The following is a 26,883-nucleotide window of genomic DNA, read 5'->3' on the forward strand; positions in this document are numbered from 1 at the left end:
TACTTGCCAGGCAAAACCTAAAAAGCCAGTTGCTAGAGAACTGACACCGAAGATCCAAAAGTGGCTAATGCCCTGCTTCAACGGCAAGTAAAAGCCTATTTAGCCCGTAGCACGCATCTTAACTATGGGCTTGGCAGCGCAGTCGCAGGAATAAGCCCGAATGTTATTCCCTACGATGGCTGTGCGGGTAGACAGTTTTCGAAATATAAATTTAATTTAAGTAAATAAGCTAATAATACCGAACAGCTAGTCGCGCTCCGTAGCACGGATCGGCAGGCCGATGGTGAATTCGGTGTACTCTCCATCCTTACTAGCCACGCTGAGCGTGCCGCCGTGGCCCTTGGTGATGATATCGTAGCTCAAGGATAAGCCCAGGCCCGTGCCTTCACCCGTAGGCTTAGTCGTGAAAAACGGTTGAAAGATCTTGTCCCGCACGGCCTCCGGAATGCCGTTGCCGTTATCGCGCACCCGAATCTGGACAGTATGGCCCACCCGCCGGGTTTGCACGCACACCTCCGGACGGTAAGCTTCCCCCAACTGCCGGCTCTTTTCGGCCACGGCATAGAAGGCATTAGTCAGCAGATTGAGCAGCACCCGGTTTAGGTCTTGGGGCAACACCCATACCGGCTCCAGATTGGGCTCCAGTTCCGTGAGCAGAGTAGCATTGGAATCTTTGCTTTTGGCCCGCCAGCCGTGGTAAGCCAGGCGCAGGCTCTCGTCTACTAAGGCATTGAGGTCAGTAGCCTGCCGCTGCCCACTACTGGCCCGGGAGTGCTCCAGCATGCTTTTCACGATGCGGTCGGCGCGGTGCCCGTGCTGGTGAATTCGGGACTGGTTTTCGATTAAATCTTGCACTAGCTGGTAAATCGTCAGCTTGCCTTCGGGTGATAAGTGTTCCTTGGCCAGCTCTTCTTCCAGCTCCGCCACCAGATCAACACTCAGGTCGGAGAAGTTGGTAACGAAGTTCAAGGGATTCTGCATCTCGTGGGCAATGCCGGCCGTCAGCTCCCCCAGCGAGGCCATCTTTTCGCGCTGTACCAGCTGGGTTTGGGTGGTTTTCAGGTCAGTCAGGGCCTGCTCCAGGTCGTTACGTTGGGCGATAATTTCGGCAGTGCGGGCCGCTACTTGCTGTTCCAGCTGCTCATTCTGCTGCGCCAAAATCTGTTGTTTTTCCTTTTCCTGCACCAATCGCCGCCGCTGCTCCCGAATTAGGATGGTCACAATGCCGAGGGCCAGCAGCAGCAGGATGGGACCAACGAGCAGAAAGGGAATCAAAACGTCGGGCATGGCACTCGCCAGCTAAGCTCAGCGTAAAGTAAAATGAAGCTACAGTTTCTAAGATAAGGCGCTGGGGGGCAAAATCAGCGACTCATACCTCATTCATCCTGAAGAAGTCGCACCGATTCGGAAACAGCGGAGGACGTAAACGGGGGAATAACGGTTGGCAGCACGGCCGCGTGCGACTGGCCCAGCAGCCGGTATGGCCGGCGCCCCCACCTACTGTAGTGCAGCCAGCGCGGCAGCGCTTGATCTACCGTCACGCTGAGGGGAAAGAAGCGGAACATCCAGGCAAACAAGGCCATGTGCACGGCGGCTAAAAACGTGTCGGGGCTACTCAGCAGCGTATCGAGGCGGATGATAGTAGTTTTGTCAAAGTATTCAGCGCTGTAGATAACATTGATCGCCGCGTACGTTACCACGGAGCAGGAACAGTACACCAAAATGGCAACGCTAAAGAAGAATTCGGGCTGCTGTTCCAGCTCAAATGGTGAACTGCGGGTTAATTGCGTCACATGGATAATGGCCAACGTAACCAGCATCGTGCAGCCCAAGGCATGCGCATAGCTGTTTACATCCGTGACAAGACCATTGAGCACCGTGGCATCTAGTAAGGCCACGACCAGAAACACGCCAATACAAGGCCGGATAAGCTGCTGTACTCGCCCGGGGGGCAACAAACGCTGGTAGGTGCCCGCCAGCAAAACCACCATTATCACCGTGGACAGGTGAAAAAGATAAACGTTGTTGTGAATAGTGATGCGGCTGATGGTATCCATGGGAAACAGCACCACTTTGGCGGCCACATAATAAAACACCAACCGATATTGGTAGGGAATATGTCGCCGCCGCAGACACGCGCTGGCAAACGGCACTATAGCTGCCGCCTCCAGTACCCGATTAAGCAAATGCAGTGCAACCCACGCATCCATGAAATTCTACTCACTCATTCTTTATTAATATAAAAGACAACCCCCACAGTTATTTGGGCATTTCTCCTCACTTATACCAAACAAAAACCGCTCTTGCAATTTTAAACTATTGCTATCTACTAAAGATACGGGAGTTGATATATCCCGGCCATTTTTATCTACCCCTATTACTACAATGCGTAAATACTTACCATTTTTCTTTCCCGTACTATCAGCACGATAAACCCGCAAGCCTACACATTCCTTATTAAGTAAGAGTTTTTCGGCTAATTCTCTACTAAAATAATTATTGTGAACATTGTTTTGATACTTGCCTTTATATCGTTTCACTGATGCAATAGCACTATCATAATCCGCTTTAGTAGTCGGTATTCTTCCTGCGTTAGAATTAAATGGTTTCTTAATTAATGTTACGGCAGGATCTATCTCGAATTGATCCTGATCAGGTGTGGATTGGCTTTGAGCAATTGCCTCCTGCGACCTAGGCTCCTCATTTTTTCTTGCCTCATTGCAGCTAAAAAGCCCCCCAGTCCCTAACAACACCAAACAGCCCACCACCCAACGCAGATTCGTACCTGTTTTCATAGAAGCTAATATGTAGTTAGTGAAAAGGAAAATGATAGGTTGATTCTGGCCCGTGCGCTACTTACTCATATAAGATAGCGCCCACACAACTCTCCGGGCACCTGTCTTCGCTGATACCAAACAAGTATTTACCCTGGCTTTTGACCCCGGTTTTGTCTTCCAGAGTGGTGGGCGTGATCAGGTCCATGCCATCCTTATCCACGCCTATTACCACCATTCTCTCCTGCCCAGCACTATCGGCTAGGTACATGCGAATGCCCTCGCATTTGCTGTTGGCAATCAGATCTTTCACAACCTGTTTGCTGAGGTAACTGTTGAGCATCCCCCCCTTTTCGTGCATTTTTCGATATTGCTTCACCGATGCAATAGCACTCTCGTAGTCAGCCTTCGTTTTGGGCTTTCGGCCGGGCTTGAGCTTTTTGGGAGCAGCCGCGGCTGCCGTTAGCAGGGCCGTCTGCTGATACAAGCCAGTTTCTGGCTGGGCCTGCCAAGCTTGATTCTGGGGGGCGTGCTGGCAGCTATTCAGCACAACGGGGGCAACCAGTAGTGCACCGCATAGCCAGTAAAACGTGACGTTTGGTTTCATATGTAGCAGCATAGGAGTGAGATTTCGACTTCGGCTGTAACTGTCTGACTATTACTTACCAGAACACGAACACAGCAGGGAGCCACGTATAATAGTAATAAAATATATTTAAATAATTTACTATAGTTTACATAATGGCGAGTGTTACCCTACCTGTTAGGACAGAGGCGCAGCGTAACTGTAGAACCCCTAGCAGAGTAAAGCCAGACAGACGCTTCTACTTCATTCACTTCTCTCCCACCTCTGGGAGCTTATCATCATGCGCTTGACGTATCATTTCCTTTTGTCCCGATTGCGAAGCCATGCTGTTGGGCTCGGGTTGTTTATCTGCGTGGCTGCCGTACCAGCGCACGCTCAAGTCACTCCGCCGCCGGCCGCTGCTGATACACTAGAGAAATACGAATCGCCCCTCGACGCTCCTACCACCAAAAAGCCCTGGTACCAAAGCAAGCTCGTGCGCGCCACCGCCGTGCCGGCCGTCCTGATTGGCTATGGCTTTTACACGCACCGGGGCGGGGGCTTTTACACGAATGAGCAGGCTAACCGCGATATTCATAAGCTCTTCCCCACCTACCGCACCAACCTCGACGACTTCCTCATATTTGCCCCCTACGCCGAGCTAGGCATCGTAGCCCTGGCCGGCGTAGAGTCGCGCAACGACCGGATAAACACCTTGCTCGTGATTGGCAAGGCCGAGCTATTTATGCTTACCTCGGTATTTGCCCTCAAGCATATTACCCGCCAGGAGCGCCCCGACGGCTCGGGCCGAGACGCTTTCCCCTCGGGTCACACAGCCCAGGCGTTTCTGGCCGCTAGCATTGTGCACACTGAGTTGCGCGACAAAAGTCAGTGGTACGGCATTGGCGCATATACCATTGCCACGGGCGTAGGCGCCCTGCGCATGATTAATACTAAGCACTGGCAGAGCGATGTGGTGGCCGGAGCAGGCTTCGGGATTCTCTCGGCCCACATGGCCTACCTTACCCACCGTAACCGCTGGGGCCGCAAGCCCCGCCTGCCGGAGGGCATGACCCTAACGCCGACCCTTTATGGTGGCGCTACCGGGCTCTGCTTTACCTGGCAGCCTCGGTAAGTTAGATTTCAGCATTAAAAAGCCCTTAAAGTAGCTTGGAAGGCTTTTATATAATGTCTCTAACCCTTTAATTTTTGTGGCTTCTTACTTCTGTATTTCCTCCACCCGCAGCCCTTTGATTTCCCGGCGCAGCAGTACCACGTTGCGGGCGTACACGATGATGCCCGGCACATTGCCCAGAATAAGCACGTAATCCACGGGGCGTCGCAACACGGCATATGCCAGAATAAGCGCGGAGCCGATGAGGCTGACGAGCCAGAAGCCCAGCGGCAGCACCGACTCGCCCTTGCGCTCGGAGTACAGCCACTGGTACACGAAGCGCAGCAGAAAGATGGTTTGCCCCACCGCCCCAAGTGCCAGCACGCCCCCCGGAATCCTGTTCTCGAGCATGGTTTGCAGGCTGAAAAAAGAAGTGCCGTTCACAAACCAGCCAATAGCGGCTAAAGGAAACGTATATGCGGCCGCCCGAAACACCTCATTGAGCTTACTCCACTCCCCTAGCAATTGCAGGTTGCGGATATAAATGCCGTAGCTGATGAGCTGGGCCGCCAGAATAATCGGGTCGTGGCGGAGCATGCCGTACAGAATCATCAGAAACGACGACACCAGGCTGATTTGCCAGAACAGCACCGGCACCAGCACCCGCTTGGCCCGCTCGCTCTGAATCCATTGCAGAATAATGCGGCTCGAAAACAGCAGCTGCGCAATGAGCCCAACCCCGTACGCGACGACTTCGGTCTTCATGCGCTGGGGCTAGCCTTCGAGGGTGCGCCCCGCCTGGGCCTGCTCCTGACGCTGCTGCTCCCCGATGGCGTAGTTCAGCCAGCGGCTCCTGATCCAGCGGAACCCGAAGGTATCGACCAAGGGCTTCCAGGCGCGGTTCCAGAGATTGTACTTGGCCGTGCCAGCAAAGCGCGGGAAGTGGCGCACGGGCAGCTGCTTTACCTTGCCCCCCTGCAACTGCACGAGCGCCCCCAAGAAGCGGTGCATGCCATGAAACAGCGGAATGCGCCGGGCGTACTCTATTTTGATGATTTTCAGCGGGCAACCCGTATCCTGAATGCCGTCGTTGATAAGCGTGCGCCGCACCGTGTTGGCCACCTTCGACGAGAGCTTCTTAACCAGCGTATCCTGGCGCTTGGCCCGGATGCCGTTTACCATATCGTACTCGGGCAGAAATTCGAAGAAGGTCAGAAAGTCGAGCGGCGTGGTTTGAATGTCGCTATCGATGTAGCCGATTAGGGTGCTGCGGCAGTGGTCGATGCCGGCTTTGATGGCTGTACTCAGCCCGCGGTTTTGGGCCAGGCTGATAAACTCGTACAGGGTACCGGGCCGGCAGATGCCGCGCAGCAAGGCCAGGGAGCCATCCGTTGAGCCATCGTTGACGAATAACACGGTGGTCGCGACGGGCGTTTGGGCTAGAAATTTATCCATCTCCACCACAAACTGCGGCAGGCTTTCTTCCTCATTATAAACAGGAACAAGCACCGTGAGCGACTGGGTGGCAAGGTAAGCAGAAGGGACAGCAGACATAGAAATGCGGTAATGCGGCCGCAAGGTAAAAAGGATTTAGCGCCAGCGGCTTTACTGAGTACTATACCGCGCTAAAAAGCCCCAACCTGTTTTGCTTATGATTATCAATGGTAAAATCGGTTACTTCCAGCTAACCGCAAAACAATTAGCGAGCGTTTGAATGCTTTCTTCAGTGAGAAAAGGATAGGCGTATTTGACCGCGGCCTTTACTTTATCTATTGCCGATTGATGCGTTTCCACTGACCAATCTATTTCATAGTTCACTGCGAAGCTGTACACCTCTTTCACCAAATAAAAAGTACCCATGCCATATGTGGCCTTAATAGCTTCTTCTTTGTCCAGAGTTAACCAAGATCCTAGGCGGGGAATTACTTCATTTGCCTTTTCTAGAATAAGAGCTTCCATAAACTGGCTGACAGAATAAGTAGATAGAGACTAGAGATTATTTATAAAAACTGTCATGCAGAGCGCAGCGAAGCATCTCGCGTGCTAATGCCCCAAATTGGTAACCTCACATCAGCACGCGAGATGCTTCGCTGCGCTCTGCATGACCGCCTATTTAAAGCAACTTGCAGCGAGCCACTTACTCCCGGCGTACGCCCGCTGAAATCGTGCTGTGTCGCTCGCGCAATACGGCTAACACATCATCCAGGGTCAGGTTGGAAGCGGCTAGCAGCACCAGCAGATGGTAAAGCAAGTCAGCGGCTTCGCCTTTCAAGCCTTCAAAATTGCCCCCTACGGCGTCAATTACCGTTTCAACGGCTTCCTCGCCTACCTTCTGAGCGATTTTGGGCATGCCTTTACGAAACAGCGATGCCGTGTACGACTTAGGGTCTTCGTCGGGGAAGTCGCGGCGGCGTTGCACTAGGCGCTCCAGCTCAGCCAGGAAACCGACCGGGGCGGTGGGAATGGCCGTTTGGTCGGGTTGCTCGAAGCAGCTGACGGTGCCGCGGTGGCAGGTGGGGCCGTCGGGGCGGGCGCGGATGAGCACCGCGTCGCCGTCGCAGTCGGGATGCAGACTTACTACTTTGAGAAAGTTGCCGGAGGTTTCACCCTTGGTCCAGAGGCGGTTTTTGGATCGCGAGAAAAAGGTCACGCGGCCTTCTTGCTGAGTTTTGGCCAGCGCCTTCTGGTTCACGTAGCCCAGCATCAGCACCTGGCCAGTCTGGTCGTCCTGCACCACGGCGGGGATTAACCCATCGGGCATTTTATCGAAATCGAATGTCATGGTTGATTTAAAGTCGCACCGGAATACCATCCTGGCGCAAGTGTTCTTTTAGCTCCCGAATCCCGATTTCGCCGAAGTGGAAAATGCTGGCGGCGAGGCCCGCATCAGCCTGAGCGTTCTGGAATACCTCCGTGAAATGCTGCTTGCTGCCTGCGCCGCCCGAAGCCACTACGGGCACGGATACGGCCCGGCTCACGGCCCCGGTGATGTCCAGCGCGAAACCGTCCTTGGTGCCGTCGTTGCTCATACTGGTGAGCAGGATTTCGCCCGCGCCACGGTCGGCGGCTTCGCGGCACCACTGCACGGCATCGAGACCAGTGTTGTGAGTGCCGGCGCGGGTGTAAATCTGCCAGCCCTCGGGCTCGTGAAAGCGGGCGTCGGCGGCTACCACGATGCACTGGGAGCCAAAGCGGCGGGCCAGCTCGTCGATTAGCTCGGGGCGGTGCAGGGCGGCGGAGTTGATGCTTACCTTATCGGCACCATTCATGAGCAAAGCCTCCACGTCGGCCACGGTCCCGATGCCGCCGCCCACAGTGAAGGGAATATCCAGCTCGCGGGCCACGTCGCGCACCAGCGCTACCAGGGTGGCGCGCTTCTGGTTAGTGGCCGTGATGTCGAGAAACACTAGCTCGTCGGCGCCCTCGCGGGCGTAGCGCGATGCCAGCGCCACTGGGTCGCCGGCATCGCGCAGGCCCTCGAAGCGCACGCCCTTTACGGTGCGGCCGTCTTTCACGTCGAGGCAGGGAATAATTCGTTTGGTGAGCATGGGGGGCTTTTTTATAATGAAATAACTACAGCAGAGCCTGTAGCTGCTCCAGCGTAATGGTGCCTTCGTACAGTGCCTTACCGATAATAGCACCGTGCATACCAATGCTGGCCAGCGCCTCCACGTCCTGCATGGTCGTTACGCCGCCGCTGGCCACGAGCTGAGCCTGGGGAAACTGCTCCCGCAGCTCCTGATACATGAGCAGCGAGGGGCCTTGCAACTTGCCGTCCTTGCTTACATCGGTGCAGATAAAGGTGGTGGCGCCGGCCTCCAAGTATTCTTTAACAAACGCGCTCAGCGTCCACTCCGACTGATCGGCCCAAGCGTTAATGGCAATATGGTTGTGGCGAAAATCGGCCCCCACAATGATTTTATCCGCCCCAAAAGTTGTCAGCCAATGCTGTACCACACCGGGCTCGCGCACGGCAATGCTGCCGGCCGTAATCTGGGCCGCGCCCGCATCGAAGGCCTGCCGAACCGATTGCTCGCTTTGCAGCCCGCCCCCAAAGTCAATGTGCAGGCCGGTGTGGCGGGCAATTTTCTCCAGCACCGGCAGATTGACGGGGCGCCGGACGCGGGCGCCGTCCAGGTCCACCAGGTGCAGACGACGTACGCCTTGCTGCTCAAAGCGCTGCGCCACGGCTAGCGGGTCGGCATCGTAGGTGGTTTGCTGGGCGAAGTCGCCCTCCGTGAGGCGGACGCACTGCCCGTTGATTAGGTCGATGGCGGGGATGATATTCATAAACGGGCAATTAACACCAAATCTAGGCTTGGAGTGATGATAGTTTTGGTGCAGCCGCACCGAGACTTGCTAAGCACAAACTCAGCGTTAGAGCTGCAGAAAGTTCTCTAGTATACGTGTTCCCACGGGGCCGCTTTTTTCAGTGTGAAACTGCACGGCGTAGAAATTCTTGTGCTGTACGGCCGCACTGAAGGGTGTGGGATATTCGGCTTCGGCAATTGTATAGTCACCCACTGGCGCGTAATAGCTGTGCACGAAGTATACATAGTCTTCCGCGCCAAGGCCTTCAAACAGTGGTGAGCGTAGGCGCTGCAAGGTGTTCCAGCCCATGTGCGGCACTTTGTACTCCGGCAACGTTGGGAAGCGTTTTACCTCAAAGGGTAATATACCAAGTAAGGTGGCGTCGTTCTCTTCGCTGTGCGTGCCGAGCAGTTGCATCCCTAAACATACTCCCAGAAAAGGTTGGGTCAGCGTGGGCAATAGTTTATCTAGGCCTTGAGCCCTTAGCTCACACATTGCAGAAGCGGCCTCGCCTTCACCGGGGAAGATGATCTTATCGGCCTGCCGAATTACCTCCGGATCTGCAGTAAGCGTAGGCCGGCAGCCTAGGCGCTCCAGTGCAAATAGCACCGACTGCACGTTGCCCCCTTTATAATTAATGACTGCTATTTCCATTTGACTTTATTACATGTTTATCCATTTGTATAAACATTTGGTTAATCACAACCAGCTTTGAATTCAGCCATTTAGAGTTGTGTGCTGCATAAATACCTACAGGACGAAGAACAGAAGCAACTCTTTATGGTATATCCAAATGTTTTTACAAATGAGTAATATTATAATACTCCTTTTGTGCTGGGTATCTCCATCTTGCTAGCATCACGCACTAGAGCCATCTTCATTGCTTTGGCTACAGCCTTGAAAATGGCTTCTATTTTATGATGTTCGTTGTCGCCGGCACACTGAATATTCAGGTTGCAGCGAGCACCGTCGGAGAAGCTTTTGAAGAAGTGGTAAAACATTTCGGTGGGCATATCCCCTACTCTCTCCCGCTTAAACTCAGCGTCCCATACTAGCCATGGACGCCCCGAAAAGTCTATAGCCGCTTGTGCTAACGCGTCGTCCATGGGTAGTAAAAAACCGTAACGGGCCAGGCCGCGCTTGTCGCCGAGAGCTTGGGCAAATGCTTCGCCGAGGGCTAGCGCCGTGTCTTCGATGGTGTGGTGCTCGTCGATATGCAGGTCGCCTTGTACTTTAATTTTCATGTCGACGCCCGAGTGCTTGCTGAGCTGGTCTAGCATATGATCGAAGAAGCCCAGTCCGGTGTGCATGCTGGGGCGGCCCTGCCCATCAAGGTTTAGCTCGACGCGAATTTTGGTTTCATTCGTGTCGCGCTGCACGAGGGCCGTGCGGGCGGGCAAACGGAGGAAGCGGTAGATGTCGTCCCAGCTTTGGGTGGTGAAGGCGGCGCGCTCATCAGCTTCTTCGCGAATCAGGATGGATTGACAGCCCAGGTTCTGGGCTAGCTCTACGTCGGTGAGCCGGTCGCCAATGACGAAAGAGTTTGGGAGGTCGTAGCCGCTGTTGTCACCTAAGTATTGAGCGAGCATGCCGATGCCGGGTTTGCGGGTAGGCAAGTTTTCGTGGGCGAAGCTGCGGTCGATGTGCTCGCGGGCAAACTCCACTCCTTCTCCCCGCAAAATGTCGAGCATAAGATTATGCGCCGGCCAGAACGTATCCTCTGGAAAGCTGCTCGTGCCCAGGCCATCTTGGTTGCTCACTAGCACCAACTCGTAGTCGAGCTCGCGGACAATACGGGCCAGGTTGGAGATGGTGCCGGGCAGAAACTGAAACTTGTCTGGCGTCAGCGCATCAATCTGCTGACTTGGCTGCGGCTCGATGAGGATGGTGCCGTCGCGGTCAATAAAGAGTACTTTTTTCATGGAGTGCAAGGTACCGCCGAGCTAGGGATTGCAGCGCGACAGATAGGTTGATTGTAATAAGGCAGCAAATATTTTCTATAGTGACGAATTATTAGCGTGTTAAAGCAGACAGCCGTGAGGAGTTTGAATGCACCTGAACGCGCTAGAGAGGTAAGATTTTGCGTCTTGTAGTTGAACCGAAGGTTGCATAGCTAAAGTCTATTACCGCATCCGAACGAATTCAGCATCAAGGAGACGCTAAACTTTGCGTCTCCACTTCGCGCCCATCATGTGGCTTCATCCTGCCAATCGTTTACCTCAAATTCCTGATTTCCTAAAGTGCGCACATAGTACAATTGGTCGAAGCCTTCCGCGCGGGTTGGAAATTCCAGTCGGTTGCGGGTACCGCGGATGCCCCGCTCGGGTATCTGGCGTTCCAATGGGCGCTGCTGGTTGCGGACTACGGCTTGTGACGCTATCGATTCAAAAAAGTACCCGACTACTTCGAAGCGAGCCGCACGTGCAGACTCTATGTATGTGGCTCGCTCGGCGCGGGTGGGATTGGTGTTATCAATCACGCACTGCATCTGGGTTTCCAGGCACGCCTGCAACAGCCGCTGCTCGCGGTGACGCGTACGTAGCAGATCGAGGCTGAGGCGCACGTGCGAATGGAAAAAACGCTGTTGATAAAACGTGCTTTTTCCAGTGGCCTGAATGCCGCAGAACAAAACAAGCTGCATAGCCTTGCTTAGTTAGTGGCGCCAAATTCCCGTAGCGCTGCCAACAGCTGCTCGTTTTCGGCGGGCGTGCCGACGGTAAGGCGTAAGGTACCGGCGCAGCCGGGCTGGGTCGTGCGGTTGCGCACTACAATGCCCCGGTTGAGTAGGAAATCATACACGGCCGTGGCATCGGGCAGGAAGCGCACCAGCAGGAAGTTAGCATCAGAAGGAAATACGTGCTCTACGATTTCCAGGGCCGGCAGGCGCTCAGCCAGCCACTGACGCCCGACCAGCAAATCATTCCGCAGGTTGTCAAAATGCCCCCCGGCGGCCAGCGCCGCCAGCGCGTGCTGCTGCGTGGCTTCCGACACATTATAAGGGGGCTTGATTTTGTTCAGGTAGCCGATGATTTCCGGCGAGGCGAAGGCCATACCTAAGCGCAGGCCCGCTAAGCCCCAAGCCTTAGAGAAGGTTTGCAAAATCACCAAGTTCGGAAACTCGGCTAAGCGCGTGGCCCAACTAGGGGCGGATGCAAAGTCGGCGTAGGCTTCATCCACGATGACTAAGCCGCGGAAGCCGCGCAGGATTTCTTCGATGGCAGCGGCGTGGAGCAAGTTGCCGGTTGGGTTGTTGGGCGAGCAGAGGAAGACCAGCTTGGCGTCGGAGGCGATGACGCCGGCGACGGTTTCGGGCGAGAGCTGGAAGTCGGCGGTGAGCGGGAGGCGCTGGATGGCTACATCGTTGAGATTGGCGGCCACCTCGTACATGCCGTAGGTGGGGGGCAAAATCAGAATGCTGTCCTGGCCGGGAACGCAGGTAAGGCGCACGAGTAGGTCAATGGCTTCGTCGGAGCCGTTGCCGAGGAAAATTTGCCCCCCAGACACACCTTTGATTTTGGCTAGCTCCACTTTTACGGCCCGCTGCTGAGGGTCAGGGTAGCGGTTGAAATTCGCGGGGCCCGCGCTGCCCAAGCTATTCTCGTTGGCGTCGAGCATGATTTGAGCGTCGCCCTGAAACTCGTCGCGGGCCGAAGAGTACGGTTTCATTGCCCTTACGTTCGGGCGAACCAGAGATTCTAAATCCATGATTACTGATTTACTCTAATGGATGATTGTAGAAAGGCGGTCATGCAGAACGAGGTGAAGCATCTCGCTCGCGGAAGTGAGGATAGTAATCCCACTAATCCCGCGAGATGCTTCGGCTCCGCCTCTGCATGACGTTCTTTTTTATTGTGAAGCTTCCAAGCTCTCCAGCCGCAACGTGACAGCGCGGGCGTGGGCGTGCAGGCCTTCGGCTTCGGCCATGGTCTCGACTACCGGGCCCACGTTGCGCAGGCCTTCAGTCGTCAGACGCTGGAAGGTGATTTTCTTTAGGAAAGAATCTAGCGAGACGCCGCTGTAGTTGCGGGCGTAGCCATTGGTGGGCAAAGTGTGGTTGGTGCCGGATGCGTAGTCGCCGGCCGCCTCGGGCGTGAGGTGCCCCAAAAATACCGAGCCGGCGCTGGTGACGCCTGCGCTATATACCTCCGCATCTTCTACGGCCAGAATCAAGTGCTCCGGCGCGTAATGATTGGAGAAAAACAGCATCTCTTCCGGCGTACGCAGCAATATGGCCCGGCTTTCCTGCAAGGCCAGAGCAGCTACTTCGCGCCGGGGCAACGTGGCGAGTTGGCGCTCCACTTCCTCCACAACCGTTACTAATAACGTGTCGGAGGTAGTGAGCAGTAGCACTTGTGAATCTGGTCCGTGCTCGGCCTGGCTGAGTAAGTCGGCGGCCACGAAGGCCGGATTCGCGGTGGAATCGGCAATAACCAGCACTTCCGACGGACCAGCGGGCATATCGATAGCCACGCCGTAGCGCGTAGCCAGCTGCTTGGCGGCCGTGACGTAGCGGTTGCCGGGCCCGAAGATTTTGTCAACACCCGGCACGCTTTCGGTGCCACCAGATAAGGCGGCAATGGCCTGGGCGCCGCCGACTTTTACGATGGTAGTAATACCCAGCAGCTGAGCCGTGAACAGAATAATTGGGTTCACGGAACCGTCCGGAGCGGGTGGCGTGCAGAGCACAATGTCGGGACACTCGGCTATCCGGGCAGGCACACCCAGCATCAGCAAAGTGCTGAACAACGGTGCCGAACCGCCTGGTATATACAGCCCCACCCGCTGCACGGGCACCGCCCGCCGCCAGCACTCAACGCCCGGCATAGTTTCGATGCGCTCCTCCACGGGGCGCTGAAGCAGGTGAAATTTCTCTAAGTTGGCGTGGGCTTGCCGAATAGCAGTTTGCAAGGCAAAAGGAACCTGAGCAGCCGCACCGGCTAATTCATCGGGGCTGACGCGCAAACTGGTGAGCGTGGCGCCGTCGAAGCGGGCAGTGTATTCGCGTAGGGCTTCGTCGCCGCGCTGGCGCACATCGGTGAAGATGGTGGCTACGCGCTCTTCCAGCTCACGGGCCTCACCAGCGGCGGCCCGCTGCTGCAAAGCCGGCCACTCGGCCATATCAGGATAGCGAATGAGTTGCATATATTGACTGACTAAGAAATCATCTTCTCGATAGGCAGCACCAAGATGCCTTCGGCGCCGACGGCTTTGAGCTGGCCGGTGATGTGCCAGAAGTCATCCTCGTTCACTACCGATTGAACCGATACCCAGCCTTCCTCGGCCAAAGGCGTAACGGTGGGTGACTTGATACCAGGCAGTAAGGCATGCACCGCTTCCAGGGCACTTTGGGGGGCATTTAGAATAATGTACTTATTGCGGCGGGCTCGGCGCACGGCCTGCATGCGGAAGCGCAACTGATCCAGAATCTCCTGCTTTTCGGCTGATAAATTATTGGTGGCAATAAGCACCGCTTCAGAGCGAAACACAGTTTCTACTTCCCGCAGGCCGTTGCCGAGCAGCGTGGAGCCCGACGAAACAATGTCGCAGATGGCGTCGGCCAGGCCGATGCTGGGCGCAATTTCCACTGAACCGCTGATGGTGTGTAATTGCGCTTTCACGCCTTCGCCGGCCAGGTAGCGACCCAAAATCTCGGGGTAGGAAGTGGCAATATTCAGGCCCTGCAAGTCGGCTACAGAGGTATAATTTGCCCCCCGAGGCACGGCCAAGGAGAGGCGGCACTTGCTGAAGCCCAGGGCTTCTACTTCTAGGTCGGGGTGGCCGGCTTCTACCAGCACATTCTGGCCCACGATGCCCAGGTCGGCTACACCATCCTGCACGTAGCCGGGGATGTCGTCGTCGCGCAGAAACAGGATTTCAAGGGGGAAATTGGTGGCTTCGGTCTTGAGCTTGTAGGTGCTGCTGACGAAGGAAATACCGCACTCACGGATCAGATTCAGGGAATCTTCACTTAGGCGGCCCGACTTCTGGATGGCCAGACGAATCATGGGAAAGGAATAAAGAGAAACGGGTAGTACGAGCGGCTTAAAATCTTGCTTCGTACTTTTCTAGACAGAACCGTAAAAACGGAAAAATGGCTGAAGTCCGGTCGAAAATTGGCTAACAAAGGCCAATACGAGCGGGGCCGCCTTTGCGGGGCGGCCGGGGAGCCAACTGCGGCTCACCCCACGGGGACGATATGCTTGTATGATTCCTCTAGAAAGAGGAATGATGCCCGTGGTGGTGATGGTGCGGCGCGCCTACGCCAGCAACGGCCCCTAAAGACAGGGCAGCCGAAGGGCTCAGGATACTAAACAGGCGCGAGGCGACGGGCATAAAGGCAGATTGCGAGGCAAAAGTACACGTAGATACGAGGGCTCCAAACTTTTAGGCTAAAAACTTTCGGCCAAGGAACGCCCGGCGACTAGCAAGAAGCCGACAGTAGTTTGGCACTATTGTTACGGAAAGATCAATACATTCCTTTTTCCGCCCTATTTTACCACCCCTTTGCACCTTTTTTGAGATGTTCCCTTTGTTTGCTCGCTCTTTCTCTTTGCTACTGACTGGTGGCGCCTGTTGCTTACTTCTAGGCCTAAGTACGCCCACCCTGGCCCAACAACCAATGGGTGACGCGCCAGAGTTACCCTTACCCCAGGCCAGTCCGCACGCAGTAGTGCTTCAAACTATTGGCCTTACCGACGTGACGGTGGATTACCATACGCCCGGCGTAAAAGGTCGCACCATCTGGGGAAATTTGGTGCCTTGGAATAAGGTATGGCGGGCGGGAGCCAATGAAAACACGCTTATTACCTTCTCGGAGCCGGTAAAAGTAAATGGCCGCGCCGTGCCGGCTGGCCAGTATTCTTTTTATGTACTGCCCCAAGACAACCAGGATTGGCTGCTCATTTTCAACCGTGTCACTACGCACTGGGGCAGTGAGGGCTACGACGAGCGCGATGATCTAATGCGCGTACCAGCCTCCTCCGAAGCGGCACCCTTCCACGAAAATCTGCTCTATTGGTTTTCGGAAATCAAACCCACTACGGGCCGCCTCAACCTGACCTGGGAAAAGCGAACGGTCAGCATGACTATCGAAACGGAAGTGCACGAGCAGGCCGTACGCGGCATTCAAAAAACCCTGGCCGCTAACCCCGGCAACTGGCAGCTACTGGCGCAGGCCGCCGACTACATGGTGGTTAACAACATCCAGGGCGAACTGGCCTTGCGCTATATTAATGAGTCGATTCGCCTCAAAGACGTGTACACGAATAATTGGATTAAGGCTCGTTTGCTGGCTTCCAAGCAGGATTATGGCACGGCCATCGTGTACGCCCGCAAAGCCATAAAAATGGGTGATAAAAACGACGACACGTTTAAAGCCCAACTACCTGGTATGCGCGTCGCCCTCACCGATTGGCAAGCTAAAGCGTATTAATTTGCTGCAAGACGAACTGAACGCGCTGGGGGCAAAATTCCGGAATTTCGCCCCCCAGCGCGTTTTTTGAGTCCTTTGAATTATAAAACGATGCTCGCAGTGTCACCCTCACCCCTCTTAACATTGCTGGAAAGCATGCAGCCTCTGTCGGCGGAGCTACGGGCGGAGCTTGAACGACTGATGCGTCGGGAGCAACTCCCTCGGGCGACGCACTTGCTAGAGCCGGGGCAGGTGGCGCACCGCTTGTACTTTGTGGAGCGGGGCGTGGTGCGAGGATTTTATTTGAAGGATGGGCGGGAAGTGTCGTCGTGGTTTATGAAGGAGAACGACTTTATCATTTCCATCGTGAGCTTCTTCACCCAAACGCCCTCACTCGAATACGTGGAACTGCTCGAAGACGCGACGCTTTGGTCCTTGAGCTACGCGCAGCTACAGCACCTGTATCAGCAGTTTCCAGAGTTTAACTGTATCGGCCGCATCATCACGGAGAATTACTACGTACTCAGCGAACGGCGCACACTCAACCTGCGCCTACAATCGGCTCCGGCCCGCTACGAGCAGCTACTGACTGATTTCCCAGCCATTTTTCAGCGCGTGCCACTCAAGCACATTGCCTCTCATTTGGGCCTGACACCCGAAACGCTGAGCCGCCTGCGCGGCCGGCGGTAATTATTGAAATTGTCACCCTTAGCGTGCGAAGGACCTTATCACGCCTGAACAAGTCGTTACTAAGCTAATTTTGCCAAGGTGATAAGGTCCTTCGCAGGCTCAGGATGACATCATAAGTAAGACTAGCACCGGCAAGCACTACATCTATTATAAAGTAAAATCTCCCCCACCGAACTTGATCTACGTCAATTTCGCCTTCCGCTAATGCCTCCACCTTTGGGTTACTCATTCACATAACCCCAAAGGCCATGCAATTACTATTGCTCGCGTGCGAATTCGGATTTCCTACCTGGACATGGATCGCGCCGCCCACGCTGCTCATTATTTTTCTGGTATTCATAGGCTGCTTCATCCTGGAGCGTATTGTGCCGGGCTGGAAATTGCCCCCCGTTCCGACCTGGACTCGGCGCGTGCTGGCGCTGAATTTTCTGCAGTTGCTGGTGGTGTTGCTGGCCGGTGTGAGTTGGGAAAAGTGGTTTTCGGCCTACTCGGTGTTTCACTTGTCGGCGCACGTGAGCCCCGTTGTGGGCGGGATGGTGGCTTATTTCGTGGCCACGTTTATCTTTTACTGGTGGCACCGCTGGCGCCACACCGTTGATTTTCTCTGGCAACATTTCCACCAGATTCACCACAGCCCCCAGCGCCTCGAAGTCATTACTTCCTTTTATAAGCATCCGCTGGAAATGACGGCCAACTCCCTGCTCGGCGGACTCCTTATATATACGCTGCTGGGCTTATCGCCGGTGGCGGGGGGCATTTATACGCTCTGCACAGCCCTAGGCGAGTTTTTCTACCATACCAACGTGCGCACTCCGCAGTGGATCGGCTACATTTTTCAGCGCCCCGAAATGCACCGCATTCACCACGAGTACCAAAAACATGCCCACAACTACGGCGACATCGTGTGGTGGGACATGCTCTTCGGCACCTACTGCAACCCCTGCGAGTTTCGCGCCACCTGCGGCTTCGACGCCGAGAAGGAAGAGCAGCTACTGCCGATGCTCGGGTTTCGGGACGTGCATAAGGATGCTCAGGAGTAACAATTGTTGGCAAATAGCTAGACCGGGCAAATTATTGTCCGGTCTATTCTAGCAATATCTACTTAGCCAAAACAAGTATACTTGCTGCTCCTTCGACCTCCAATCTCCATAGCGGCATGTTTTCATCCAGTCATATCGTTGCCCTTCGAAAAGAGCGAGGCCTTTCCCAGGAGGTATTGGCGGAGCGCTCGGGCGTGAGCCTGCGCACGATTCAGCGGGTGGAGCGGGGTGAGACAGTTCCACGGGGCCATACGCTGCTGGCGCTGGCTACTGCTTTGGATGTTTCACTGGATGATTTCCAAACGGCGCCCGAGCCACCGCAGCAGCCTGGCTCCTCACCCGCTGCCATGCGCACCGATCCACAGTTTTTGCAGCTGCTCAACTTAAGTGCGCTCAGCTTTCTGGTGTTGCCGCTGCTCAATATTATCGTGCCGTTGCTGCTGTGGCGGGCTCGCAAAGCTGATACGCAGGACGTAGCGGAGGTGGGCCGCCGAGTGATTGGCTTTCAGGTTCTGTGGCAAGTAGGCAGCTTCTTTCTCTTCCTAATAGCGCTGGTAGCGCACCTGGCGGCAGCGAAGTACTACAAAGTAGTTTTCCCCTTCAGCTTTCTTGGTCTACTCATCCTCACGTATGCCCTGAATGTAGCCGCCATCTGCTACAACGGTCTGCGGCTGCGCCGGGGCCACCTGGATTTATATCCAGTACGGCTTTAAGCTTGACTAAGTATAAAATACTGATTTCAAACACGATACACGCAGTGGCGGCCAAATGACGTAAAAATGGCGCACGACCAAGGACAGCAGCAGGGCTACTTTCACCTCAGTTAACAGCCCTTAGTAGCGCCTTATGAAAACCTCTTACAAAATCCTCCTTAGTGTAATTGCCCTGCTTATCGTGAGTGGAATCGGCGGGTATTTTTATGCTCGCAAGATGTTTCAGGCGCCCAAAAATCAGTTGGAGGTAACGGGGCTGCCCGCTACGCTGCCCTTCGCGTGGCACGCGACGAATACGGGCAGCGGCACCGTAGCCCATGCCGGGCTTCTGGTGCCAGTCCGGGTGCCAGGCTACTCCCATCCCTGCTACATGCAGTTCGATACCGGCGCGCCTTATTCCGTACTGTATGCTCATCCGCTGGCAGCGCTGCAGAAGCAGTACTCTGCTATGCAGCTGGATTTTTCAGCACAACGCGACACCGTAAACAACTTTCGGTTTGGCCTAGGAAATGGGCAAATACTAGCTCACTCCATCAAGGTAATCCCCTACGGCACCAGTGAGTTGCCAGCAACAACCAGCGGCGACTACTTGATCATAGGTACCATCGGCACCGATTTGCTTGACGGCCGGGTGCTTATTATTGACTACCCCCAGCAGCAAATCACCCTTTCAACCGCCGTGCCCGACAGTCTGAATCAGCGCATGGCGTTCGTACCGCTTACTTTCGACAGTCGCCGGGTGTTGCTGACGCCTCAACTGGAAGGCGAGTCGCAGCAGTTGCTTTACGACTCGGGCACCAGCGCCTTTGCCTTACTGACCAGTCGGGCTATTTGGGATGAATTAGCTCAACCAAAAGCTCTCGTTCAAACGTCAAAGGTCAATTCCTGGGGAAAGCCTCTCACAGCTCACACGGTGCCAACTGCTGCTCAGCTTGGCTTTGGTCGTCAACAGGTTGCCCTCGGCACTGTCACTAATATAGAAGGCACCAGCTTTCTACAGAATCTGATGATGCGGGTTAGCGGTATGGGTGGCATGCTGGGCAATGAGCCATTTGTGCACCACACCGTCGTTCTGGATGTGAAAGGTGGCCGCTTTGGGCTGGTGACGGCTCATTAACAAGTTTTAGTAAACTAAAGCTAGAAAGCTAAAAGCTAGGTTAGCTCCCCTCCTCAGATGAGGAGGGGCTGGGGGTGGTTGATGCTGCTAGAACAAGTATAAGGCTAAACATTAGCTCTAGTTTTAGTTGCTGTGCAACGATTATCAACCACCCCCCAACCCCTCCTCATCTGAGGAGGGGAGCTAACCTAGTTTTTAGCTCTAGTTGACTATACCTGTAACTTCTACAGTATCTCAAAACCGAGCAATCACCCGCAAATTCATAACGCGCTGAGACAGGTAATTTGGAACGGAATAGGTGTCGCCGTTCACGTCTTGCAGGTAGCTGTAGCCACCCACGTTATTTGCTCCCAGCACGTTCAGGATTTCCAGACCCAGCCACAGACTCTCCAGCTGCCCCATCCGGCGGGCCGGTTGTTCGGAGTTGCGCAGAGTGAGCACTTTGGAAAAGCCCAGGTCCACACGCTTGTAGGAGCGGGTAAGTTCAGTGGTGCCGCGCTCCTCGGGCAGGTTGGGCGGACTAAACGGCAGGCCGGAGCCGAAGACGAGATTCACGTAGCCTTTCACCGAAGGGTTGTTGGGCAAGTGGTCTTGCAGGAACACGCCTACGTTTATGCGTTGATCGGAGGGGCGGCGGATGTAGCCTTTTTCCTGGCGGCCGATTTCGTTGCCGTCGGCGTCGCGGACGGTGATGAAGTCGTCGTCGAGGTTTTCGCGGGTAGTGAGCAGGCCCAGGCTAAACCACGACTCGGTGCCGGGCACGAACTCCCCGGCCACGCGGGCGTCGAGGCCGGCGGCGTAGGCGGTGGCGTTGTTACGGGCAAAGTAGCGCAGACGAACGTTGTCGATGTCGTAGGGCACCACGTCGGTGAGGTACTTGAAGTACATTTCGCCGGTGAAGCGGAACGGACGGCCCCACTGCTCAAACTTCAGATCCTGACCAGCAATGAAATGCAGGGAGCGCTGAGCCCGCAACTCTGGATTCAGCAGACCCAACTGGTTGCGCAGTTCCCGATAAAACGGCGGCTGGTAATAAACACCCGCCGCCACTTTAAACGACAAATCCGGGTTGCGGCGGGTGATAAACGAGTACTGCACCCGCGGACTCACCACCAATTGCTTACTCACGCTCCAATAATGGGCCCGCACGCCGTAGGTGAGCGTGCGCAAAGAATCGAAGGTGATGGTGTGCTGAGCGTAACCCTGGTACCGCTCGCTTTGCAGGACCAAATCGGTGCGCAGGCGGGTCAGGCGGCTGTCGGGCACGAAGCCGGCGGAGTCGACGAAGCCGTATTCGTTGAGTGTGTCCTCGATGTGCTCGCGGCCGGCTTTTGCCCCCCAGCGCAGCGTATGACGGGCAGTGGGCGTCCAAGTGCCGCGCGCTTCTAAAGTAGCCAGGCGGGCGTTGAGATAATTGCGCGAATTGTCGAATCGCGAGCCCAGGTCGCGGATACGGACGGGCCGGTTGAAGTCGGGCGAATTTGGATCAACGTTGATGTCGGCGAAGCGGTAGCTGGCTTCCACGTCCCGAAACTCAAACTCCCGCGAAATTAGCCCCCCAGCCAGCAGCTCACCCGTAAGGTTCGGCGTAAAAGCGTGGCGCAGATTCAGGCCGCCCTGATAGGTATCGTATTGCATCCGCTCGCGGCCGTCGTAGGCAATGAAGAGGCGGGTAAACTGGTTGGTGGCGGTGCTGAAAGTGCTCTGGCCGGTTTCGGGCGTGAAGCGGTAGTCGTTGTGGGCAAAGGACGTGAGCAGCCCCAGACTCGTACGCTGAGGCTCCGATTTACCCCCCAGCGCCGCATTAATGTAAAGTTGCCCGTCGTAGAACGTGGGGTTGTAGCCGCCTTGCGCTTGGCGCAAAGAGCGCAGCACGTACTGGGCATTCTTATAGCGAATGCCGGCCAGGTAGCTCACCCGCTTGTTGGGCGAAGTAGCTTCCACGTGGGCCGTGCCCCCCACCAAGCTAGCCGTACCCGAGGCTCCAAACCGAGCCGGCGTTTTGTACTCCACATCCAGCACCGACGAGAGCTTATCGCCAAACTTAGGCTGCCAGCCCCCGGTCGAAAACGCCACTTGGCTTACCAAATCAGGGTTAATAAAACTCAAGCCTTCCTGCTGGGCGGCCGTGACCAGAAACGGCCGGTAAACCTCAATGCCGTTCACGTACACGAGATTTTCCTCATAGTTACCGCCCCGCACTGAGTAGGTGCTGGTCAGCTCATTATTGGCCACCACGCCGGGCAGCGTGGTCAGAATCTTGTTGAAATCGCCGAACGCGGAGGGCAATTCCTTGGCCGCCCGCGGGTCGATGCGGGTGAGGCTTACTTGCTCGCGGGTATCTGTTCGCTCGTTGCGGCCGCGCACAGTTACGTTGCCCAAAGCGCGGGCATCAGCGACCAGCGTAAGCTGCTGGGGGGCATTTTTGGTTAAGTCGAGCGGGGTGTGCAATGGCTTATAACCTATGCGCCGGGCCACGAGCACCAGGGCCGGCGCACTGGGCGCGGGCGGCGTTACGCGCAGCGAGAATTGCCCCCCAACATCTGTGGTTGTGCCACCTGGCTGGCCTTCTACGCCCACATCGACCAGTTCCAGGGGTTGCCCGGCCGCATCGCGAACGGTGCCGCTGATCAGGATGCGGGCGGCGGTTTGCTGAGCCTTTGCTCCCGCCCCGAGCAGAATTAGTAGCAAGGTCAGCAGCAAGTAAACGGGCCGCAGTTTTGGGCAATGGTACAAGTGCATTAGGCTTCGTCGCTTCCCTCATGTTCGTCGGTTAGCAGCTCATTTTCGCTGAGTTGGGCGCGCAGTTCAGCGAGCGTGGCCACTGGGTCGGGCGAGCCAAATACGAAGTTACCAGCCACCAGTACATCGGCACCAGCTTCGACCAGGGCAGCAGCGTTGTCGTGGCTCACACCCCCGTCAATCTCAATTAGAGCCGACGAGCCGCTATCCACGAGCAACTCTTTCAGCGCAGCCACTTTACGCAGGGTATTTGGAATAAATGCTTGCCCCCCAAAGCCCGGATTCACCGACATCACGCATACCAAGTCCAGATCGGCAGCAATATCTTCCAGCAGCCACACCGGCGTATGCGGATTCAGCGCCACGCCCGCCCGGCAACCCAAAGCTTTGATTTGCTGAATAACGCGGTGCAGATGCGGGCACGCCTCGTAGTGCACAGTAATGTTTGTAGCACCCGCGTCGCGCACGGCGCTGAGGTAATTCTGAGGATCTTCGATCATCAAATGCACATCGAGCGGCTGCTTCGCGTGGCGGCCGATGGCCTGTAGCACGGGTATGCCAAAGGAGATGTTCGGCACAAAACGGCCGTCCATGATGTCGCAGTGCAGCCAGTCAGCGGCGCTGCCAGTGAGACGTTCGATTTCAAATTGCAGATTAGCAAAATCGGCAGCGAGCAGCGAAGGAGCCAACAACGGGGCTAGGCGGCGGGGAGAAGTCATACCGCGAAGGTAAGCGTTTGGGCGCGAGCTTGGATGCAGTTTGCACTCATCAATTGTCTTGCACCGGTTTGCTTTGCAAAAGTGAAGTTGAACAGTGAATCTAATGCCATTTAACGTCTGTCATGCTTTGCTCCGCTCTGCATGACAGACGTTAGTATAAGCTTGAAGCCTACTCCTGATTTTCTGCTTTAATGCGCGGATCGAAGGCAAACTCTTCGCGCTGGCGAATACGAATGCGGGCAAAATCGGGGTGGCGAGCGTGCAGAATGTAATTGTACTCGCTGGCAATAATAGAAGATGGCACTCGCAGTACAGGTGCGGTGCGCCGCTCGTACCAAGCGTCGCCCAAGGGCTGGCACAGGGCGTAGCTACGAGTTTTATGCCAGTTGGGGGGCAATTCTTCGAGGCTGATAGTCTCCACGGCCAGATTATCGGGAACGTCAATGACGAGTACCTTGAAACGTTGATTCAAACCCTCTCCGCCTCTATGCACCACGTTTTCTAGGCAGGCCAAGGCCCGGCTGCTGGCCGTGTAAATCACGAAATGACCCTTGGAATTCCAACGCCCCCGGTTACCCGAAGCAAATAAATCCTGGGCGTACTCCGCCAAACAAATACGGTATACTTCCACCCTGCCGTGCGCTTAAGCTAAGTCGCCGTAGGCAATGCGGTCTAGCTCTTCCAGCACTAAGTCGATGCCGCCGCTAGTCTCCAGCAACGTGAGCGGCACCTGATCATCGAGGCCGTAGGAAGGCTTTTCGAGCCAGCGCGCGAAGGCATCGCCATCACCAAATACTTGCTGCCCACGCAGGTGCAAGGCCAACAGCTTCAGGGTTTGCTCGCTGTGGGCGGGATTCAGATTTTTCTGCTCCTGGCGGTAAGTGCGCAAGGTCTTGCTCGTGATATTGAGAATATCGGCAAGTTGCTCGGGATGCAGGTGCAGCAAACTGGCCACTGCTATGGCCGTAGCGGCCGAAATGCCTTGCCGCGCTGCCATTACCAATGAAAAGGAATCTTTCACCACCGCCTTGAGCGCAGCTAGCTCCGACCCGGCGGCTCCGTTGGCTTTGCGAGTTGTTACTATCGTGTTCATAATCGAAGTGGTTTTAAGTGTTGTTTCAAAGTTAGGAATATTTTCCTTTAAACTCGGAAAATATTCCTTTTGTTCGATAACACACTGAAATAGAGTAGGAGCCTAAATTAACAAACCCTAAAAAAACCTCCTGGCGGTCATGCAGAGGGGGAGTTGAAGCATCTCGCGTGTTTAGTGAGGTTACTAATCCGACTACTATCGCGAACGAGATACTTCGCTGCGCTCCGCATGACAGTCAAATTGAGTAAGGCATAAAAAAACGTAGCTCGAAGCAAATGCTTCGAGCTACGTTTAGCCTGTATATTCTAAAATATCGACCTTATTTCTCTCCTTTCTTCCAGGGCTGCCAATCCAGCTCGCCATTCTCGCGGCGGCGCAGGAATACGGTTTGGTCATCTTTCTGAGTTTTACCGAAGGTCACATCGCCGCGGCAGTCGAGGCACTTAACGCTAGTGTACTTGAATTTATCCTGGGCTATACGAGAGGTTAGGTCGAGGTTGTCGGAGCCGCAGAGGCCGCAGGCGGGCACATCGGCAAAGCTCAGGCGGTCATACTCGGATACAACGTCGTGGAAGTTTCCGCCCTGGACGGTGAAGTGAAATTGCCGGCGCCCAATGCGCTTGGTAATCATAAGTTGAAGCACAGCGAAAACGTTGAAAAGTGAAGGCTATTAGTGAATAAGAATAACGGTATTACTGCAAACAAAAGTCCACAAAAAAGCCCCCCAAAGCGGAAAAACGGTGGCCTGGGGAGCTTTGTTTATTATAAATCTATTATTGCTTAGTAAACCGTACCGAGCGGCGCACGCGCCCAGCCCGCACCTCGCAGGTATAAGTGCCACTAGCCAGTACGCCGGGCCGTAATTCAACCTGCGGTGCCGAGGTAGCGGGTACTTTTTGCTCTACCACTACCCGCCCCCGCGAGTCGATGAGGCGCACTTGTAGAGATACGTTTTGCAGCTCAGAAGTCAATTGCAAGAACAAGGCATCATCGCGGGTGGGGTTGGGATAAATGGCCAGCTGCCCCCGCGCAGCCACGGGCGCGGCTACGGGCAGCACTGCGCCCGCGGCGAGTTGCTGGGCCCGGCCAAAGTCGGGAATGCCATAGCCCAGTTCGTTGTCGGGGCGCTCGGCCTGGGAGCCGGAGCGCTGCAAGGTGGCAATCACCTGCTGGGCCGTAAGGCGCGGATTAGCTTGCCAGAAGCCCGCCGCCAAGCCCGCCAGCGTGGGGCAGGCATAGGAGGTACCGTTACCATTGACCACTCTGCCCGCTGCCGTGAGCACGGCCGAGGCCCGGCCCTGGGCGGCCAGCGTGGGCTTGATGCGCCCATCAGCGGTAGGACCAACGGAACTGAATACGGCCCGCTGCAAGAGCAGCGAGTCGACGGCCCCCACGGTCAGGATAGAATCGGCATCGGCGGGAGTATTAACGTAGCGCCAGGAGCTGCTGCCCTCGTTGCCGGCGCTGTTGACGACTAGGATTCCCACGCGAGCCGCCACGGTAGCCGCGCGCGACGAAATGGCCGTGCGGCCGTTCAGGTCAGCGTAAGTATAATCAGGTGAGGGCTGGTCGAAGTCGTTGTAGCCCAAAGAGGAGCTGATAATATCCACGCCCACCGAGTCGGCATACTCGGCCGCTAGCAGCCAGTTGGCTTCTTCCACTGGATGCTCCGACTTTACATCCTCCGTCACCATCAAATGATAGCTCGCCTTAGGCGCCGTACCGACAAAAAAACCGGGCTGATTGGCAGCCATCGTAGATAAACACTGCGTGCCGTGCTCGGCCCGACTGTACACCGATTGGTTGCGGTCAACGAAATTATAGGTACTCAGCAGGCGCTGCTCCTGAAACAATGGCGCAAAAGCCGGCAGCCGATCAACGCCCGTGAAACCGCCGTCGAACACGGCAATGTGCATGCCCTCGCCCCGAAAGCCGGCATCGTGCATAGCCACGGCACCCAGCATCTGAGCCTGCCCGTAGCCGGGGCCGAAAGTGGGGCGGCCGGGGGCAGTAGTGACGGTAGGCGGCACGGCCAAGGGCGGATTAACGGCCACCACCGGCGTTGGCGCCGACTGCGCCCGAATCAGCGTTTGAGTGCCCTGCACCGCCGGCAGTCCCCGGAGCTTCACCAGCGTCGCGGAGTCGCAGACGACTACGGCGGCATTAAACCAACGCGAGGTGTACCATACCTGCACGCCCGGCACGGCCCGCACCTGGGCTACGTAGCTGGGATTAACGGGCAAATCGCGGGGCTGAATAGCAATGTTCTGGCGGGTGCGTCGCTCAATAGACCGGGCCGACAGGTAGCTCTGGGGCTGGGTCAAGCTGTAGGGCGAGTTCGCTTTATCCCGAAAAAAAACCATATGCCTACCCACCACAGCCACCATCGTTTGAGCAGGTTTGGGAGGGCTCGATTGAGCCTGAGCAGTAGTAAGGCCGGAACTAAGACTTATCCAGATTAAAACAAGCAGGGAAATTCGCATGCGAGGCGAGTAAGGAGTGACAAAACAGAAATAATTCAACAGGCCCGAAGCCTATTTGCCCCCCAGACGGCATTCAATAACTCGGGACCCGGGCGGGCAGCTAAAATCAGG

Annotated in this window: 28 protein-coding genes; 6 read left to right on the forward strand and 22 right to left on the reverse strand. The window is 55.7% G+C overall.

Annotated features, from left to right (window positions below):
• Positions 1-246: 246 nt before the first annotated feature.
• The 4 genes from ACW9KT_RS10455 to ACW9KT_RS10470 all read right to left on the reverse strand — a co-directional run bounded on the left by ACW9KT_RS10455 (position 247) and on the right by ACW9KT_RS10470 (position 3,381).
• Positions 247-1,287 carry a sensor histidine kinase gene (locus ACW9KT_RS10455; protein WP_457080054.1) on the reverse strand — a complete coding sequence of 347 codons (1,041 nt, stop codon included), beginning with the start codon at positions 1,285-1,287 and terminating at the stop codon, positions 247-249.
• A gap of 89 nt (positions 1,288-1,376) precedes the next feature.
• Positions 1,377-2,210 (reverse strand): hypothetical protein, encoded by an 834-nt coding sequence (locus ACW9KT_RS10460; RefSeq protein ID WP_457080056.1) that lies wholly within the window; start codon positions 2,208-2,210, stop codon positions 1,377-1,379.
• Between the two features lie 24 nt (positions 2,211-2,234).
• Positions 2,235-2,795 (reverse strand): hypothetical protein, encoded by a 561-nt coding sequence (locus tag ACW9KT_RS10465; RefSeq protein ID WP_457080058.1) that lies wholly within the window; start codon positions 2,793-2,795, stop codon positions 2,235-2,237.
• Positions 2,796-2,856: 61 nt separating this feature from the next.
• The gene (locus tag ACW9KT_RS10470; RefSeq protein ID WP_457080060.1) at positions 2,857-3,381 is read right to left on the reverse strand and encodes a hypothetical protein; all 525 of its coding nucleotides are present in this window, start codon (positions 3,379-3,381) and stop codon (positions 2,857-2,859) included.
• A gap of 283 nt (positions 3,382-3,664) precedes the next feature.
• Here ACW9KT_RS10470 and ACW9KT_RS10475 point away from each other — a divergent pair, with 283 nt between their 5' ends.
• Positions 3,665-4,474, forward strand: a complete 810-nt coding sequence (locus ACW9KT_RS10475; protein ID WP_457080062.1) for a phosphatase PAP2 family protein — start codon at positions 3,665-3,667, stop codon at positions 4,472-4,474.
• Positions 4,475-4,558: 84 nt separating this feature from the next.
• Here ACW9KT_RS10475 and ACW9KT_RS10480 read toward each other — a convergent pair whose 3' ends face one another.
• The 12 genes from ACW9KT_RS10480 to hisG all read right to left on the reverse strand — a co-directional run bounded on the left by ACW9KT_RS10480 (position 4,559) and on the right by hisG (position 14,769).
• Positions 4,559-5,218, reverse strand: coding sequence for a lipid-A-disaccharide synthase N-terminal domain-containing protein (locus ACW9KT_RS10480; protein ID WP_457080064.1), 660 nt, complete (start codon positions 5,216-5,218; stop codon positions 4,559-4,561).
• A 9-nt stretch (positions 5,219-5,227) separates the two neighbouring features.
• On the reverse strand, positions 5,228-6,007 hold the full coding sequence (locus ACW9KT_RS10485; RefSeq protein ID WP_457080066.1) for a glycosyltransferase: 780 nt from the start codon (positions 6,005-6,007) through the stop codon (positions 5,228-5,230).
• A 120-nt stretch (positions 6,008-6,127) separates the two neighbouring features.
• The gene (locus ACW9KT_RS10490) at positions 6,128-6,412 is read right to left on the reverse strand and encodes a hypothetical protein (RefSeq protein ID WP_457080068.1); all 285 of its coding nucleotides are present in this window, start codon (positions 6,410-6,412) and stop codon (positions 6,128-6,130) included.
• 178 nt (positions 6,413-6,590) lie between these two features.
• The gene (gene hisIE, locus ACW9KT_RS10495) at positions 6,591-7,235 is read right to left on the reverse strand and encodes a bifunctional phosphoribosyl-AMP cyclohydrolase/phosphoribosyl-ATP diphosphatase HisIE (protein WP_457080070.1); all 645 of its coding nucleotides are present in this window, start codon (positions 7,233-7,235) and stop codon (positions 6,591-6,593) included.
• A gap of 7 nt (positions 7,236-7,242) precedes the next feature.
• Complete coding sequence (hisF, locus tag ACW9KT_RS10500) at positions 7,243-8,001, reverse strand: imidazole glycerol phosphate synthase subunit HisF (RefSeq protein WP_457080072.1); 759 nt, start codon at positions 7,999-8,001, stop codon at positions 7,243-7,245.
• A gap of 25 nt (positions 8,002-8,026) precedes the next feature.
• Positions 8,027-8,743 (reverse strand): 1-(5-phosphoribosyl)-5-[(5-phosphoribosylamino)methylideneamino]imidazole-4-carboxamide isomerase, encoded by a 717-nt coding sequence (gene hisA, locus ACW9KT_RS10505; protein ID WP_457080074.1) that lies wholly within the window; start codon positions 8,741-8,743, stop codon positions 8,027-8,029.
• 87 nt (positions 8,744-8,830) lie between these two features.
• Positions 8,831-9,418: an imidazole glycerol phosphate synthase subunit HisH gene (gene hisH / locus ACW9KT_RS10510; RefSeq protein ID WP_457080076.1), complete on the reverse strand. Its 588-nt coding sequence runs from the start codon at positions 9,416-9,418 to the stop codon at positions 8,831-8,833.
• 161 nt (positions 9,419-9,579) lie between these two features.
• Positions 9,580-10,686 carry a bifunctional histidinol-phosphatase/imidazoleglycerol-phosphate dehydratase HisB gene (hisB, locus tag ACW9KT_RS10515; protein WP_457080078.1) on the reverse strand — a complete coding sequence of 369 codons (1,107 nt, stop codon included), beginning with the start codon at positions 10,684-10,686 and terminating at the stop codon, positions 9,580-9,582.
• Between the two features lie 266 nt (positions 10,687-10,952).
• Positions 10,953-11,405, reverse strand: coding sequence for an AAA family ATPase (locus ACW9KT_RS10520; RefSeq protein ID WP_457080081.1), 453 nt, complete (start codon positions 11,403-11,405; stop codon positions 10,953-10,955).
• A gap of 8 nt (positions 11,406-11,413) precedes the next feature.
• Complete coding sequence (hisC, locus tag ACW9KT_RS10525; RefSeq protein ID WP_457080083.1) at positions 11,414-12,469, reverse strand: histidinol-phosphate transaminase; 1,056 nt, start codon at positions 12,467-12,469, stop codon at positions 11,414-11,416.
• A gap of 141 nt (positions 12,470-12,610) precedes the next feature.
• Complete coding sequence (gene hisD / locus ACW9KT_RS10530; protein ID WP_457080085.1) at positions 12,611-13,906, reverse strand: histidinol dehydrogenase; 1,296 nt, start codon at positions 13,904-13,906, stop codon at positions 12,611-12,613.
• Positions 13,907-13,917: 11 nt separating this feature from the next.
• Positions 13,918-14,769 carry an ATP phosphoribosyltransferase gene (hisG, locus tag ACW9KT_RS10535; RefSeq protein WP_457080087.1) on the reverse strand — a complete coding sequence of 284 codons (852 nt, stop codon included), beginning with the start codon at positions 14,767-14,769 and terminating at the stop codon, positions 13,918-13,920.
• 515 nt (positions 14,770-15,284) lie between these two features.
• On the opposite strand from hisG, the gene ACW9KT_RS10540 reads away from it, so the two are divergent.
• The 5 genes from ACW9KT_RS10540 to ACW9KT_RS10560 all read left to right on the forward strand — a co-directional run bounded on the left by ACW9KT_RS10540 (position 15,285) and on the right by ACW9KT_RS10560 (position 19,735).
• The gene (locus ACW9KT_RS10540; RefSeq protein WP_457080089.1) at positions 15,285-16,196 is read left to right on the forward strand and encodes a DUF2911 domain-containing protein; all 912 of its coding nucleotides are present in this window, start codon (positions 15,285-15,287) and stop codon (positions 16,194-16,196) included.
• 123 nt (positions 16,197-16,319) lie between these two features.
• Positions 16,320-16,865, forward strand: coding sequence for a Crp/Fnr family transcriptional regulator (locus ACW9KT_RS10545; protein WP_457080091.1), 546 nt, complete (start codon positions 16,320-16,322; stop codon positions 16,863-16,865).
• A gap of 248 nt (positions 16,866-17,113) precedes the next feature.
• Entirely contained in the window at positions 17,114-17,905 is a 792-nt protein-coding gene (locus tag ACW9KT_RS10550; protein WP_457080093.1) for a sterol desaturase family protein, read from the forward strand.
• Between the two features lie 116 nt (positions 17,906-18,021).
• Positions 18,022-18,618 (forward strand): helix-turn-helix domain-containing protein, encoded by a 597-nt coding sequence (locus tag ACW9KT_RS10555; protein ID WP_457080095.1) that lies wholly within the window; start codon positions 18,022-18,024, stop codon positions 18,616-18,618.
• A 133-nt stretch (positions 18,619-18,751) separates the two neighbouring features.
• Positions 18,752-19,735, forward strand: a complete 984-nt coding sequence (locus tag ACW9KT_RS10560; protein WP_457080097.1) for a hypothetical protein — start codon at positions 18,752-18,754, stop codon at positions 19,733-19,735.
• A 234-nt stretch (positions 19,736-19,969) separates the two neighbouring features.
• On the opposite strand, the gene ACW9KT_RS10565 is transcribed toward ACW9KT_RS10560, so the two are convergent.
• From ACW9KT_RS10565 to ACW9KT_RS10590, 6 genes are all read right to left on the reverse strand, one after another.
• Positions 19,970-22,426 (reverse strand): TonB-dependent receptor, encoded by a 2,457-nt coding sequence (locus tag ACW9KT_RS10565; RefSeq protein WP_457080099.1) that lies wholly within the window; start codon positions 22,424-22,426, stop codon positions 19,970-19,972.
• A 50-nt stretch (positions 22,427-22,476) separates the two neighbouring features.
• On the reverse strand, positions 22,477-23,196 hold the full coding sequence (gene rpe, locus ACW9KT_RS10570) for a ribulose-phosphate 3-epimerase (RefSeq protein WP_457080101.1): 720 nt from the start codon (positions 23,194-23,196) through the stop codon (positions 22,477-22,479).
• 169 nt (positions 23,197-23,365) lie between these two features.
• The gene (locus ACW9KT_RS10575) at positions 23,366-23,827 is read right to left on the reverse strand and encodes an RES family NAD+ phosphorylase (RefSeq protein ID WP_457080103.1); all 462 of its coding nucleotides are present in this window, start codon (positions 23,825-23,827) and stop codon (positions 23,366-23,368) included.
• Positions 23,828-23,839: 12 nt separating this feature from the next.
• On the reverse strand, positions 23,840-24,289 hold the full coding sequence (gene parS, locus ACW9KT_RS10580) for a type II RES/Xre toxin-antitoxin system antitoxin (protein WP_457080105.1): 450 nt from the start codon (positions 24,287-24,289) through the stop codon (positions 23,840-23,842).
• Positions 24,290-24,608: 319 nt separating this feature from the next.
• Positions 24,609-24,932, reverse strand: a complete 324-nt coding sequence (locus ACW9KT_RS10585) for a hypothetical protein (protein WP_457080107.1) — start codon at positions 24,930-24,932, stop codon at positions 24,609-24,611.
• A 130-nt stretch (positions 24,933-25,062) separates the two neighbouring features.
• On the reverse strand, positions 25,063-26,772 hold the full coding sequence (locus ACW9KT_RS10590; RefSeq protein ID WP_457080109.1) for a S8 family serine peptidase: 1,710 nt from the start codon (positions 26,770-26,772) through the stop codon (positions 25,063-25,065).
• Positions 26,773-26,883 lie beyond the last annotated feature (111 nt).

The organism is Hymenobacter sp. HD11105, from assembly GCF_054051685.1.

What these genes read in the sequence shown, in the direction of transcription:
- ACW9KT_RS10455 (WP_457080054.1), bottom strand. Translation starts at nt 1,287, where the DNA reads ATGCCCGACGTTTTGATTCCCTTTCTGCTCGTTGGTCCCATCCTGCTG.
- ACW9KT_RS10460 (WP_457080056.1), bottom strand. Translation starts at nt 2,210, where the DNA reads ATGGATGCGTGGGTTGCACTGCATTTGCTTAATCGGGTACTGGAGGCG.
- ACW9KT_RS10465 (WP_457080058.1), bottom strand. Translation starts at nt 2,795, where the DNA reads ATGAAAACAGGTACGAATCTGCGTTGGGTGGTGGGCTGTTTGGTGTTG.
- ACW9KT_RS10470 (WP_457080060.1), bottom strand. Translation starts at nt 3,381, where the DNA reads ATGAAACCAAACGTCACGTTTTACTGGCTATGCGGTGCACTACTGGTT.
- ACW9KT_RS10480 (WP_457080064.1), bottom strand. Translation starts at nt 5,218, where the DNA reads ATGAAGACCGAAGTCGTCGCGTACGGGGTTGGGCTCATTGCGCAGCTG.
- ACW9KT_RS10485 (WP_457080066.1), bottom strand. Translation starts at nt 6,007, where the DNA reads ATGTCTGCTGTCCCTTCTGCTTACCTTGCCACCCAGTCGCTCACGGTG.
- ACW9KT_RS10490 (WP_457080068.1), bottom strand. Translation starts at nt 6,412, where the DNA reads ATGGAAGCTCTTATTCTAGAAAAGGCAAATGAAGTAATTCCCCGCCTA.
- hisIE (WP_457080070.1), bottom strand. Translation starts at nt 7,235, where the DNA reads ATGACATTCGATTTCGATAAAATGCCCGATGGGTTAATCCCCGCCGTG.
- hisF (WP_457080072.1), bottom strand. Translation starts at nt 8,001, where the DNA reads ATGCTCACCAAACGAATTATTCCCTGCCTCGACGTGAAAGACGGCCGC.
- hisA (WP_457080074.1), bottom strand. Translation starts at nt 8,743, where the DNA reads ATGAATATCATCCCCGCCATCGACCTAATCAACGGGCAGTGCGTCCGC.
- hisH (WP_457080076.1), bottom strand. Translation starts at nt 9,418, where the DNA reads ATGGAAATAGCAGTCATTAATTATAAAGGGGGCAACGTGCAGTCGGTG.
- hisB (WP_457080078.1), bottom strand. Translation starts at nt 10,686, where the DNA reads ATGAAAAAAGTACTCTTTATTGACCGCGACGGCACCATCCTCATCGAG.
- ACW9KT_RS10520 (WP_457080081.1), bottom strand. Translation starts at nt 11,405, where the DNA reads ATGCAGCTTGTTTTGTTCTGCGGCATTCAGGCCACTGGAAAAAGCACG.
- hisC (WP_457080083.1), bottom strand. Translation starts at nt 12,469, where the DNA reads ATGGATTTAGAATCTCTGGTTCGCCCGAACGTAAGGGCAATGAAACCG.
- hisD (WP_457080085.1), bottom strand. Translation starts at nt 13,906, where the DNA reads ATGCAACTCATTCGCTATCCTGATATGGCCGAGTGGCCGGCTTTGCAG.
- hisG (WP_457080087.1), bottom strand. Translation starts at nt 14,769, where the DNA reads ATGATTCGTCTGGCCATCCAGAAGTCGGGCCGCCTAAGTGAAGATTCC.
- ACW9KT_RS10540 (WP_457080089.1), top strand. Translation starts at nt 15,285, where the DNA reads ATGTTCCCTTTGTTTGCTCGCTCTTTCTCTTTGCTACTGACTGGTGGC.
- ACW9KT_RS10550 (WP_457080093.1), top strand. Translation starts at nt 17,114, where the DNA reads ATGCAATTACTATTGCTCGCGTGCGAATTCGGATTTCCTACCTGGACA.
- ACW9KT_RS10555 (WP_457080095.1), top strand. Translation starts at nt 18,022, where the DNA reads ATGTTTTCATCCAGTCATATCGTTGCCCTTCGAAAAGAGCGAGGCCTT.
- ACW9KT_RS10560 (WP_457080097.1), top strand. Translation starts at nt 18,752, where the DNA reads ATGAAAACCTCTTACAAAATCCTCCTTAGTGTAATTGCCCTGCTTATC.
- rpe (WP_457080101.1), bottom strand. Translation starts at nt 23,196, where the DNA reads ATGACTTCTCCCCGCCGCCTAGCCCCGTTGTTGGCTCCTTCGCTGCTC.
- parS (WP_457080105.1), bottom strand. Translation starts at nt 24,289, where the DNA reads ATGAACACGATAGTAACAACTCGCAAAGCCAACGGAGCCGCCGGGTCG.
- ACW9KT_RS10590 (WP_457080109.1), bottom strand. Translation starts at nt 26,772, where the DNA reads ATGCGAATTTCCCTGCTTGTTTTAATCTGGATAAGTCTTAGTTCCGGC.